Origin of the sequence: Methanosarcina sp., assembly GCF_028693135.1 — an archaeon.
Classification (GTDB): Archaea; Halobacteriota; Methanosarcinia; order Methanosarcinales; family Methanosarcinaceae; genus Methanosarcina.
In genome coordinates this window covers 1-12,961 of sequence record NZ_JAQUVZ010000072.1, presented here as the reverse complement: position 1 = coordinate 12,961, position 12,961 = coordinate 1, and the positions used below count along the sequence as shown (strand labels likewise).

Below are 12,961 nucleotides of genomic sequence, written 5' to 3'. Positions count from 1 at the left end.
TGAAGGGAGACTTTCACGTACGGTTCTTAGGAGAGAAGGGGGGAGTAATCCCCTTGACTTATCCGACAATTCAAAGTCAAATTATTGCGTACTGAATGAAATTTGGTTCTCTTGATGCGGGATTTTTTCCCCAATAACTTATTGAGATTTGTGATTTTACAGAAAATTAGGCACATTGCCAAAAGATCGAAGATACTTTCTCCTTCTCCGGCAAGGGTTCTGACAAGCCACTGCCCTATGGGACTCTTTTGGTAGCCCTGAGCATCCCGGAAAACCCCTACCAGAAGCCCTATAACATAGCCAGGAAGGGTATATTTGATCAGCTCGGAGAATTCTTCTTCCTGTCCAGGGAATTCTTCTTCAGCAAGCTCTTCTTCAGCAAGCTTTTCTTCAGCAAGCTTTTCTTCAGCAAGCTTTTCTTCAGCAGGTTCTTTTTCAGCAAGTTCCTCTTCAGTAAGTTCTTCATTTTCTTTGCCCATTATTCCTCGTCCTGAAACTGATCTGTCTCCCATTCTGAATAATTTATTCGTGTATCGTTTGGTGGTTCCTGCTTAATCGGTTGGTATTATTCCGAATATCCTGAGATGAAATCTTTTTTTCTCTTCTGCGCCCTATAGGGCTGAAACCGTCTCGCTTGTCCACAAAAAAATAACAGGCAAATTCCTGCTGGTATTGAGAAAAACGAGAATTATAGTGAAATGCCTTCCTGGTCCGGAGAATACTTCCCTTGACCCCGGAAACCGTTTTTTAATTCACAGGTAATATCGGACGTATCTGCCAGCTTGCCTGGCGGCCCTGCAAAAATGTAGAAAAAAGAAGAAAGATAATAAGAGAAGGATGAAACAAGAGGTTGAAATCTCCAATAAAAATCAATAAAAACAGACATGGAAAAGAGTATTTTTCAGGTATATTTTTATCCGGTTCTGACCGTATCCCCCTCTTTTCACTCCACTTTTACTTTATGGCTTTTCCTTTGGTCTTTTGTCTTACTTTTTTGTCTGAAAGCCGCTCTCCTGCGTCGAGCGGGACAAAAACGACACGATAAGGCGAATGACGTTGTACGGGTCATAAACATTTTTAATTCTGTCCTCTTGAATTACGCTCACTACTAAAACCAATCAAGTAGTCCTCTTGAGCGCAGCGAAAAGGACCGCGTACTCCCGAGGCGCAATTCGGGTTTTTCAAAAATAGCAACCATGTAACAGTGGACGACTTATCGTTTAAAAAAAGGTGGTAATAACCGGGAGTTGCAACAATTTTAGAAAAACTTCCAAAGATACGGAGCAGAAGTTTGAAAATAAACTGGTCTAAAATAGGTATTGCCAGAAACACATATAAACTGCCCTGCCAAATAGATAGACTGGAGACTCTATGAAAGTTCTTGAATGCAGTACCATTGATATTGCCCCTACGATTTCGAGGTTGTTGAAAATTCCGATGGTTCCACCTTCGGGAAGGGTGATTCCTGAAATAGAAGAATATGCGAAAGAGAGAGGCTGCAAAAGAGCAGTTATTATTGTAGTTGACAGCCTTGGTTATTCTCTCTACTGGCACCTCTCCCCGGTAATGAAAAACCTGCATGAGCTTGCAGAAAAAGGGCTCCTGTTAAAGTGCAGGTCTCCGGCAAATATTACATCTCCTGCAATTGCTTCAATCTTTACAGGCTACCTTCCTGAGGAGCATAAAATCTACTCAACAGCGGACATCTATGCTGAGACCTCAAAGGACTCTGAAAATCCAAAGCTCAAAAGCATCATGGAATGGGCTTACAGGGCAGGAATGAAAGTTGCGGCTGTAATCGAGACCGAAGGAGCCGAGAGTTTCAGGGGCAGAATAAAGGACTTCTATGGGGTTCCTAACTCCGAAGACATACTTGATTATGACCGCCGGATAACAGAGTATGCTTTACAAGCTCTCAGGGAAAAGCCCGACATCCTGGCTGTACATCTTAGAGCCCTCGACCGTTACTCCCACAGAGTAGAGACCTGGGAAGAGATGAAAAAAGCCGCAAAAGCCATCGATAAAAACCTTGAAGAGATCTTTCAGACTGCAGAAAAAGGCACCATTTTCTTCATCTGCGGGGATCATGCCGTTCATGGGGGAAAAAAGTGGTTAAAAAACGCCACGCACGAAGAAATCAAAAACCATGAAGATAACTATGTTGCCCTGATCATGGGATGCTACTGATTAACTATGTTACCCTGATCATGGGATGCTACTGATAATGCTATTCTCTGTCTTCACAGGAATTCTCTGTCTTCACAGGATATCATTTTCGTCTTCGACTTCCTCTTTTCAGTACAGAAACCATGAAGATTATCCCGGCAAGTCCGAGGAACGAAGGAATCCAGGGCAAGATTTTCTTTTTCATTTCGGGTAAGGAATCCCCTACAGACTCTGGTAAGGAATCATCTACAAAATCTTCAACGTTTTTCTGAACCTTGAGAGTTTCGTTTTCCAGGGACCGTCCGGTTTCTGTAAGAATCTTCGAGCTGGCAGTGGAAATAACGGAATCTTTTATAGACTCAAGTTCTTCCTTGTGGATAATCCTGGAATTTCCTGTCCCCTCGCCTCCGCTGTTAGACTTTGATTTGGAATTTTCAGTTCCTTCTGATTCAATAATATTATTAGCATCGACAGGTTCATCATCAGTACAGGTGGCACATTCTGTATCATCAGAGCTACTCCCTGTGTTTTCAGAGTTTTCCGTAACATCTGAACTTCCAATACTGTCAGCAGCCTCAACATTTTCTTCGCTAGCTGGCAGGACGGTTACGACTATAGATGCTGAAGAGGTTCCATTTTCATTTATAGCTGCCAGGGCGACTGTATAACTCCCGGGACCACAGAAAGTATGTGCAGGCTCCGGACAGCAGGATGTTTTACCATCTCCGAAAGTCCACCTAACACAATCTGCATTCTCGGAAATGTCAACAAATTTTATGACAAGAGGGACATGGCCGCTTGTGGTGTTATAAATAAACTTAGCTTTAGGAAGTCTGGGGCCGGATGGTTCGGAAGCGTTTAAAACAGATATAGTTACAGATTCCGAATCACTACCGTTCTCGTTGCTGGCAGTAAGAGAAACAACAAAATTTCCCTCAATGGGATAAGTGTACTGAGGATTCGAATAACTTGAGGTGTTATTATTTCCGAAATCCCACAACAACGACGTGGCATTTTCGGAAAAATCCTTGAATCTGACAGAAAGGGGGGCAGAGCCTTCTGTTACATCTGAAGTAAAACATGCTTTGGGTAATACCGGAGGTGCCTGAACATACTTCATTAAAGGCATGTAATCCATACTGCCAGCTTTAGGGTTGACGCCATATGCAATGTCTCCAACACCGTCTCCGTTTTCATCCGTTCCTTCGTAATCACTCCAGTAATTGCCTGTACTCTTATTCCAGACATTGAACTTATAATCCCTGGCATTTTCTGCGTTGTCGAAGTAGTTGCCGCGGATTACATTATCCGAAGAAGCTAGAAGTTTGATGCCGCAGTCCAGGTTTGAATATACCATATTGTTGTTCAACAGGTTATTGTCGGATTTGAACAGATAAATTCCTGCTTCCTGGTTTGAAATTTTGTTACCATTTATTATACAGTTCTCAGCATTGTTAAGGAAAATTCCACATCGGCCATCTCTTATCGAAAAATCGCTGATCTTTACATCATTGGCAACTATTTCAAAAACGTAACTTATGGATGTCTCTCCCGCAATAAAGGTATCATCAGGATTTCCGGAGGCTGACTTTATGGTTAAATTATCTTTGTTAACGTAGATACTCTCATTAAATTCTCCGGATTCTACAAGGACAATATCTCCCGGAAATGCTTCATCTACCGCATTCTGGATGGATTCTCCCGGCAAAACACGAAATTCGGATGCCATTCCAGTCCCTGAGACTGAAATCAAAATAAAAATTGCCAGTAATAAGCAGGTTCGACCGAAAGTTTGTGTTTGTGCCATCTCAACCCCTATTCAGGTACAGGAATTTACTTAACAAGTTTTTATAAGGAAAGCATATAAAATTGTTGGTTTAATTAAATATTATAAAAAAGATATTAAAATTAATATCAATAAAAAATTATAATGAATATATATTCAAATTAGATAAAGCATCGCAATATATAAATATTAAATGAAGAACAGTTTTTTTTATATAATGGGAGTGATTGTATATTGATGCATGTGGTTGTATCGGGTTGATTCACCTGGGAGCAAAGTTTCCAGCATAGTTAATGCTTTGACATTCATCTATTACGCAGCCTGACTATCATATTACGCAGTCTGATTCCAATATTACGCAGTCTGACTCTCATAATTTCTTTTTTTACCCTTCTTTTTACGCATTCCATTTTCTGTTATAAACAAACCTGCTTCAAAGTCCATGAATGATAACGTATATTAATTATAATTTTCAATGGTTCTGAAAGTATTTTTTCTAACAGGTTCAGGTAAGCCTGGGTATAGCACAAAGGTTTTTAAGTAAATATTAAAGTTAGGTTTCTCAAATAAATCAAGGTGGAGAAGATTCATTATGCAGGAAAAAATAAAGGAAATTGCAGCCCGCGTCCGTGAAATGCGGGAACTTTCAGAGATCCCGGTTGAAAAAATGGCAGAGTCTCTGCAGGTTCCCAATGAGACCTATCAGAATTATGAAAGTGGAGCTGAGGATATCCCGGCAAGTATCCTTTTTGAGATCGCACACAAGCTGCAGGTTGACATGGCTACCCTTCTTACGGGAGAAGAGCCGAGGATGAATATCTTTACCGTTACAAGAAATGAAAAAGGGGTCAGTGTGGAGAGGAGAAAGCAGTACAGGTACCAGAACCTGGCTGAGAAGTTCATCCACAAAAAAGCAGAATTTTTTATCGTCACAGTTGAGCCCAAGCCTGAGGGCACCAAACCCGGAACAAACTCCCACCCCGGACAGGAATTCAATTATGTGCTTGAGGGAAGCCTGAAAGTCTACATCCACCATAATGAGATTACTCTTAATGAAGGGGACTCCATTTATTTTGATTCCAGTTATGAGCATGCCATGGAAGCGCTGGGAGGAAAATCCGCTAAGTTCCTGGCAGTTATAATGTAACCCGGATTAATGCAGACCTGAATAATTCATGCAAAATCTGCATAAAAAATTCGAAATACAGGAAAAACTCAGAGAATTTTTTGAAACTTAAATTCAGCTTCATGAAGCCTGAAAACTATAGAAAACATAGCGAAAATTACCTAAAACGGGTGTTCAGAATGACTTCCTTGCTAAGCCAATTTGTTTCCAAAACCGATTTTGAATCCTATGAGGATTTCCAGGAAAATTTCAAAATCCTGGTTCCTGAAAACTTCAACTTTGCCTATGATGTGGTCGACGCCTATGCAAGAGATTCTCCTGAGAAACTTGCCATGATCTGGTGTGATGACAACGGGGAAGAGAAAAGCTTTACTTTTAAAGACCTGAAATACTACAGCGATAAGGCTGCAAATTTCTTCGCAAAGCACGGCATCGGAAAAGGCGACTATGTAATGCTGACCTTAAAGAGCCGTTACGAATTCTGGTACTGCATCCTTGCCCTCCATAAACTCGGGGCTATTGCTGTTCCTGCAACCCATATGCTGAAAACCCGGGATGTCGTGTACAGGATCGAAAAAGCCGAATTAAAGATGATTGTCTGCATATCAGAGGACGATGTCCCTGAACAGGTTGATGAAGCCCATTTAGAATGTGGGGATATCCAGCTCAAAAAAGCCGTGGTCGGAGGGAAAGCCCGGGAAGGATGGATTGATTTCAGAAAGGAGCTTGAGGAAGTTTCCCCGGTCTTCGAGCGGCCGACAGGCGAGGCTGCAACAAAGAATGAAGACATTTGCCTTGCCTACTTCTCCTCCGGAACCGCTGGTTTTCCAAAAATGGTAGAACATGACAACACCTACCCCCTCGGACATATCCTGACTGCAAAATACTGGCAGAATGTGGAGGATGACGGGCTGCATTACACCGTTGCAGACAGTGGCTGGGGTAAATGTGTCTGGGGCAAACTCTACGGGCAGTGGATAGCCGGCTGTGCGGTCTTTGTCTATGACTATGATCGATTTGAAGCCAAAAACATGCTTGAAAAAGCCTCAAAATTTGGCGTTACGACCTTCTGCGCCCCCCCCACAATTTACCGCTTCCTGATAAAAGAAGACCTTTCTCATTATGACTTCAGTACTATGCAGTATGCAGTCGTTGCAGGCGAACCCCTCAACCCGGAAGTCTTTAACCGCTTCCTTGAATTTACAGGAATTAAACTTATGGAAGGGTTCGGGCAGACTGAAACCGTTGTTACCATTGCGACCTTCCCCTGGATGGAACCAAAACCCGGGTCTATCGGAAAGCCAACCCCCGGGTTTAAGATTGAACTTATGGACAGGGACGGCAGGATCTGCGATGTTGGAGAAGAAGGGGAAATCGTAATCAACACACAGGATGGAAAACCTGTCGGGCTCTTTGCCCACTATGGAAAAGATCCCGGAAGGACGGCGGAAGCCTGGCACGACGGCTACTACCATACCGGAGATATGGGCTGGATGGATGAAGACGGATATCTGTGGTTTGTGGGAAGGGCTGACGACATTATCAAGACCTCAGGATACAAGGTAGGACCCTTTGAAGTGGAAAGCGCCCTTATCCAGCACCCGGCTGTGCTGGAGTGTGCAATCACGGGCGTTCCCGACCCTGTCAGAGGTCAGGTAATCAAGGCGACCGTTGTGCTTACAAAGGACTACACGCCGAGCGAAGCCCTTAAGAAAGAGCTGCAGAAACATGTAAAAAATGTCACGGCTCCTTATAAGTATCCCAGGATTGTGGAATTCGTTCCCGAACTTCCCAAGACCATCAGCGGAAAAATTCGCAGGATTGAAATCCGCGATCAGGACAAAAAATAATAAAAAATAATAAATGATATATACAGCAGGAATGCAGTTCAAATTTAAAAATCAAAAGAATATTCCCGACTGAGGATATACTCTGCCAGAAAAAGTGCGAAGAGGAAGAAAAGAAATAAGTACCTTAAACTTTTTCTGAAAAGTTAGCTCAAAGAAGAGTTAACTCAGATTTACTTTTTAGCAGATACTGTAATTCAGATGCTGTACTTCATGATACTGCAATTCATGATACGATAATCCAAGATTAAATACTAGAATTAAAACAGAAGAGAATTCAAGAACATATAAGAATTCAGAAAGCCCCTTAAAAATGATAGGCTCTCCTGTCTGCCATACAAATCGGCTGGAGAAAAACAGGGACTGGAAGAATAGCATGAGGATTCTACATGGTAAAAAATGATGGAAAAGAACCGTACCCTGTTATCAATATTCTGGAGTGCAAGGCCTGTGGGCGCTGCCTTCTTGCCTGCCCGAAGGACGTGCTTTTCATGAGTGAGAACCTGAACGCGCGGGGTTACCACTACGTAGAGTATAAAGGAGAAGGCTGTTCAGGCTGCGCGAGCTGCTACTATACCTGCCCTGAACCCCTGGCACTGGAAATCCATATTCCCCTGAAAAAGGAGGAAGCCGAATAAGGCAGGATAAGGAGGAAGAAAGATGGCAACACAACTCATAAAAGGCAATTCCGCAGTAATCGTCGGCGCACTCTACGCTGGCTGTGACTGTTTCTTTGGATACCCCATTACTCCGGCAAGTGAGATCCTGCACGATGCTTCCAGTTACTTCCCGAAAATTGGCCGAAAATTTGTTCAGGCCGAGTCTGAAGAAGCTGCAATCAACATGGTTTTTGGAGGAGCATCAGCCGGACACAGGGTCATGACATCCTCATCAGGGCCCGGAATCAGCCTGATGCAGGAGGGAGTTTCTTACCTTGCAGGCGCAGAACTGCCCTGCGTGCTCGTGGATGTTATGCGGGCAGGGCCAGGGCTCGGGAACATAGGGCCTGAGCAGGCAGATTATAACCAGGTCGTAAAAGGTGGAGGGCACGGAAATTACAGGACCATTGTGCTTGCCCCCAATTCCGTACAGGAAATGTGCGACTTTACCATGAAAGCTTTTGAGCTGGCTTTCAAGTACAGGAACCCTGCAGTCGTACTTGCTGACGGAGTGCTCGGGCAGATGATCGAGTCCCTGAAGTTTCCGGAAAAAGCCCTTGTCCCGAAAACTGATACCAGCTGGGCAGTCAATGGTACGGCAGAAACCAGGGCTAACCTGATAACCTCAATCTTCCTGGACTTCAATGAACTGGGACAGTTCAATGAGAAGCTGCAGGAAAAGTATGAGCTGATAAAGCAGAATGAGGTCGATTACGAAGAATACATGACCGAAGATGCCTCAATTGTGCTCGTCTCTTATGGCATAAGCAGCAGGATCTGCAGGTCAGCCGTAGACCTTGCCAGGCAGGAAGGAATAAAAGTAGGGCTTTTCAGGCCAAAGACTCTTTTCCCATTCCCGGAGGCGCAGTTGAAAGCCCTTGCAGATAAGGGAGCTTCCTTCATCTCCGTGGAGATGAGCAACGGGCAGATGATAGACGATGTCAGGCTTGCTATCAGATGTTCACAGCCCGTGGAACTGGTAAACCGCATGGGAGGAAACCTGATTACCCTCGACCAGATTATGGACAAAATCAAAAAGGTTGCAGGGGAGGCATAAAAATGGCAGCAGAAATCATTAACGGAGAAAAAGTTATCGGAAGGCCAAAAGCCCTGTATAAGGAATATCCCCGCAAAGGAGGGGCAGCTCCAACAGCCACCCACTATTGCCCTGGCTGCGGACACGGGGTTTTGCACAAGCTTATCGCTGAAGCGATTGATGACCTGGGAATCCAGGACAGGACAGTTATGATCAGTCCTGTGGGCTGTGCAGTCTTTGCTTATTATTACTTTGACGCAGGAAATATTCAGGTTGCTCACGGCCGTGCCCCTGCAGTAGGGACTGGTGTTTCAAGAGCTGAAGAAAACGCTGTGGTTATTTCCTACCAGGGTGACGGGGATCTTGCTTCAATCGGCCTGAACGAGACTCTGCAGGCAGCAAACAGAGGAGAAAAGCTTGCAGTCTTTTTCGTAAATAACACCGTATACGGCATGACAGGCGGGCAGATGGCTCCTACGACCCTTATAGGGGAAAAGACCACCACCACTCCCGAAGGCCGTGACCCCCGCTTTGCAGGCTATCCACTGCACATGTGTGAACTCATATCCAACCTGAAAGCCCCGGTATTCATCGAAAGAGTCTCGGTCTCGGACATCTCCCATATAAGGAAAGCCAGAAAGGCTATCAGGAAAGCTATGGAGATCCAGCGCGACGGCAAAGGCTATGCCTTTGTGGAAGTCCTTGCAGCCTGCCCGACAAATCTGAGGATGGATGCCGAACAGGCTATAGCATTCATCAATGAAGAAATGGAACCGGAATTCCCGCTCAAGAACTTCAGGGATAATTCCGCAGAAGCCGAAATCCTCCACAGGGGCGTAAGCGACTTCACAACGGAGACCCTGGAGAAACTTTACGGGATTGAATCCGGAGCCGAGGAAAAACCCATCAGGGCAGACTTTGCCCCGATCCAGACGAAAATTGCGGGCTTCGGGGGCCAGGGAGTCCTGAGTATGGGGCTTATCCTTGCGCAGGCTGGAGTCAAGGCAAACCTTAACGCCTCCTGGTTCCCTTCCTATGGTCCGGAACAGCGTGGAGGAACCTCAAACTGTTCGGTCGTGATTTCAGGCCAGTCCATAGGTTCTCCTACGGTCTATACCCCTGACATCCTTATAGCCATGAACCGTCCCTCCCTTGAGAAATTTGAAGGGGCAGTAAAAGAAGGAGGCTTTATCCTCTATGACTCGACCATAGGTGAAGCTGAGACTCCTGCAGGCGTAAAAGCCGTTGCAGTTCCGGCGACCGAAAAAGCTAAGGAAGCAGGTGATGAAAGAGCCGCAAACTCCTTTATGATCGGAGTCCTTCTGGGCCTGAATGCAACTGGTCTTGAAAAAGAAGCCTTCAAAGAAGCTCTTGCCGAAAACTTTGCAGGTAAACCAAAGGTTATTGCATTCAACCAGCAGGTTTTCGAGGCCGGTGCAGAGTGGGCGAGAGAGAACGTTAAGGTATAAAGGTAAATATTTCAAAGGTAAAAAATTTCAGCAACAAGCAGGTGGAGATATGAGTCAAATCCGCCTGTAAACACTTTTTTAAGACTTATTTACTTTTACCTTGTATCCACTTTTACCTCGTGCATTTAAAGAAAAGTACTTTTCTTTAGCATGAAAGTACTGTGATTTGAAAAGTACTGTGATTTTACTGTGATTTGAAATGTACTGTGATTTGAAGAATTTCATGATTTTTTATATCACGGAATTAAGCCCTTAAAATCCACATTTCGACCCCCTGCCGGCAGGGGCAAATAATTCCGACACATTGGTCATTTTATATAAATTCTCTTAACTAATTGGTGTATATTTGTACCATGGATTTATACAGAAATGCCAGAATTCGAAGTGTGAGTTAAAAAGAAAATATATATTTTTAACTTTGCCCTTAATCTTTTTGCCGGTAATAAGGTTAAAAGAAACATTAAAATAGTTGAAAAATGTCGTAATTTATGTAGAACGGCAAAAGCTTATTCATCACCTCTCCAACTTGATTTTGCCGTTCTTTAATTAATTTCTGCGCCATGTTGTTCTAATTTTTTACGCAGAGCAGAAACTCACCAGGAACATAGTTGATGTAAGGACTGTTAAATCGCCAAACAGCCAGGTGGCTTACTATTTAAAGAAAATCAGAAATTTAGGAACGATCATAAGGTTTATTTAAAATAAATACATTATAAAAAAGCGAGGATGATTCTCATAATTAGTTTAGAAGTAGATGGTAGGGTTCGAGTCCCTATTCTCGAGATCCCTACCCACGATCCAACCCTAGATTGAGAAGAAACCCTATAACTCCCAATCTATTATATTTTATAATGGCCCGGTAATATATATCATCACCGATGCAAAAAACCTTTTTTAATCAAAAATTTCAAGTTGGCTATATATTTTTATTGTGATTAAACTTTTAATGCCATTGAAAATTATAATACAACCCATTTTCCGCAGATGTCTGTTAAATTTTTACAATTTCTAATACTGTTTGTTTTTCTGAAAACTATCTATTTTTCTGAATACTGTCCCGGTTATTCAAACATATGGTGTCAACTACTCGCCACTGAGGTGGCAAGCATGGATATCCCTGATTTCTCAGATCTATTATCCGTGTGGGCGGTTGACAGACACTCTTGAGACTCTAAGATATACCTATAGTCTCGTGTTCTGTGTTCGATGTTTCGAGCACCATTTAGATCAGCGTTAAGCTCAAAACCACATGCTTTACATCGAAACTTTAACCCTTTTCTATTGTTTTTAGAGATGTGATCACATCGGCAACAAGGCTGAGAAGTATATTCAGGGTTTATGTACTCTGTTATTATTCCAGCGTTTTTGGCTTTGTATTCAATAAACTGCTGCAACTGATAGAAAGCCCAACTGTTATGGAGATATTTTTGTTTCTTTCTCAGCTTGTTATTTGTACGGTCTCTTATTCCTGTCAAGTCTTCTAAACCGAGTACAGAAACACTATTCTCAATTGCAAATTTTACAATTGCTTTAGAGATGCAATGATTAACATCTGTCATTAGACGTTTCTCTTTCCCTGCTAATCGTTCCAGTACACGTTTAGCTGACAAAGTTCCCTTAGATTGTAATTTTGTTCTCATGTTTTTGTAGACATTTCTTCTATTTTTTATATCTCCGCCAGCAAAGAATTTACATTTATTATCAGTGGTAGAAGCTACGGCGAAAGAATTAATGCCTACATCAACACCCATAAAAGTAGAAGCGTCCTCTATTTTTTTATCAGGTAATTCCTGAGAAACGGTTAGATTGAAATAATAATTTCTGTCTTTATTTAAAAAGTTCAAAAGCCTGGTTTTTCTTCCAGAGGTTCAGCCCCTTTCATTAAGTGCCAGAAAAGCTCTTTTCCCCAGCCTAAAGCTTTTTCCCCGGTGGCTATAAGCATCTGATCCCTGAATTTGCCATCATTTTCGAAAAGTTTAAGCGCAAGGAACCTGTCAGTTACAACAATTGAGGAAAGAGGTGCGGGTTTTCGACAGACAAACATTTTAAAATTCTTATTTTTGGACAGCCTGTCAGCTTCTTCCGGAAAACTGGAAAATAAGCGCTCTATAACATTTTCTGTCATGCATAAAACCTGCTTAGTGCCTTTTTCCGCAACGTCTGCATAAAGGGAAGGGGCTTCCGGATGGAAGTATGATACAAAGGTAAGGATCTCTTTTGAACTCAGGAATTCTTCCAGGAAATCCTTAGGGGTTTCAAAAAGATGTTCCGCATCAGGCTCAAGCAGTTCACAGCGCCCAAGTTCGTCAATCCTCTCCAGAAGGAAATCCGGAATCCGGGTTAAATCACAGGTCTTCCAGTGGTCGCCATTGACTTCAAAAATCTCAATTGTATTGAGGAGAGACTCCATATTTTCAACTATTATTTTTCCGATTTCGGACAAACTGTAGATTTTCTTTTCCTCGAGTATCAGGTGGGCATCCTTCATCTTTTTAATATGGGGTTGGATCGCGCCGGCATCTACGTTGAGCAATTCTTTTATTGTATCGATATCTTTTGGCTCTTCCCTCAGAAGAAATAAAAGCTCTTTTCTTCTGTTAGAAAAGAGGATGAGATTAATAAGTGACTGTTTCATCTGCTCACCGGTAGTTTACCCTGTTACTTCTGTATAATACCCTAAAAACTTTTTCATTTTTGATACCTGGAAGGGTTTTCATTTTAGAGCATAACTATCCTACATATATTATTATTTGGCATGAAAGTACCTCTGATTTCGCACTCCGGACCCTCATTCTGAATTTATGATTATGTTGGAAGCAAATATAGCATTTTTGTCCTGTTAAATTGAAGTCAGGGTCCGGAATGTGGACGT

At 42.8% G+C, this 12,961-nt stretch carries 10 protein-coding genes; 6 read left to right on the top strand and 4 right to left on the bottom strand.

Features of this window, described 5'->3' with window-relative positions; genetic code table 11:
• Positions 1-26: 26 nt before the first annotated feature.
• Entirely contained in the window at positions 27-479 is a 453-nt protein-coding gene (locus PHF18_RS17420; RefSeq protein ID WP_300104932.1) for a hypothetical protein, read from the bottom strand.
• An 892-nt stretch (positions 480-1,371) separates the two neighbouring features.
• Between PHF18_RS17420 and PHF18_RS17415 the strand changes: the two genes are divergently transcribed.
• The gene (locus PHF18_RS17415; protein ID WP_300104931.1) at positions 1,372-2,187 is read left to right on the top strand and encodes an alkaline phosphatase family protein; all 816 of its coding nucleotides are present in this window, start codon (positions 1,372-1,374) and stop codon (positions 2,185-2,187) included.
• A gap of 82 nt (positions 2,188-2,269) precedes the next feature.
• Here PHF18_RS17415 and PHF18_RS17410 read toward each other — a convergent pair whose 3' ends face one another.
• Complete coding sequence (locus PHF18_RS17410; protein WP_300104930.1) at positions 2,270-3,895, bottom strand: PKD domain-containing protein; 1,626 nt, start codon at positions 3,893-3,895, stop codon at positions 2,270-2,272.
• Between the two features lie 649 nt (positions 3,896-4,544).
• On the opposite strand from PHF18_RS17410, the gene PHF18_RS17405 reads away from it, so the two are divergent.
• The 5 genes from PHF18_RS17405 to PHF18_RS17385 all read left to right on the top strand — a co-directional run bounded on the left by PHF18_RS17405 (position 4,545) and on the right by PHF18_RS17385 (position 10,089).
• Positions 4,545-5,099 carry a cupin domain-containing protein gene (locus PHF18_RS17405; RefSeq protein ID WP_300104929.1) on the top strand — a complete coding sequence of 185 codons (555 nt, stop codon included), beginning with the start codon at positions 4,545-4,547 and terminating at the stop codon, positions 5,097-5,099.
• Positions 5,100-5,257: 158 nt separating this feature from the next.
• A complete protein-coding gene (locus PHF18_RS17400; protein ID WP_300104928.1) occupies positions 5,258-6,928 on the top strand; it encodes an AMP-binding protein in 1,671 nt (556 codons plus the stop codon).
• A 386-nt stretch (positions 6,929-7,314) separates the two neighbouring features.
• Positions 7,315-7,563 (top strand): ferredoxin family protein, encoded by a 249-nt coding sequence (locus PHF18_RS17395; RefSeq protein ID WP_048126648.1) that lies wholly within the window; start codon positions 7,315-7,317, stop codon positions 7,561-7,563.
• Positions 7,564-7,585: 22 nt separating this feature from the next.
• A complete protein-coding gene (locus PHF18_RS17390) occupies positions 7,586-8,641 on the top strand; it encodes a 3-methyl-2-oxobutanoate dehydrogenase subunit VorB (RefSeq protein ID WP_300104927.1) in 1,056 nt (351 codons plus the stop codon).
• Between the two features lie 2 nt (positions 8,642-8,643).
• A complete protein-coding gene (locus PHF18_RS17385) occupies positions 8,644-10,089 on the top strand; it encodes a 2-oxoacid:acceptor oxidoreductase family protein (RefSeq protein ID WP_300104926.1) in 1,446 nt (481 codons plus the stop codon).
• A 1,079-nt stretch (positions 10,090-11,168) separates the two neighbouring features.
• Here PHF18_RS17385 and PHF18_RS17380 read toward each other — a convergent pair.
• Both PHF18_RS17380 and PHF18_RS17375 read right to left on the bottom strand, forming a co-directional pair.
• The gene (locus tag PHF18_RS17380; protein WP_300104925.1) at positions 11,169-11,933 is read right to left on the bottom strand and encodes a transposase; all 765 of its coding nucleotides are present in this window, start codon (positions 11,931-11,933) and stop codon (positions 11,169-11,171) included.
• The gene (locus PHF18_RS17375; RefSeq protein WP_300104924.1) at positions 11,930-12,724 is read right to left on the bottom strand and encodes a winged helix-turn-helix domain-containing protein; all 795 of its coding nucleotides are present in this window, start codon (positions 12,722-12,724) and stop codon (positions 11,930-11,932) included. Before PHF18_RS17375 ends, PHF18_RS17380 begins: the two co-directional genes overlap by 4 nt.
• Positions 12,725-12,961 lie beyond the last annotated feature (237 nt).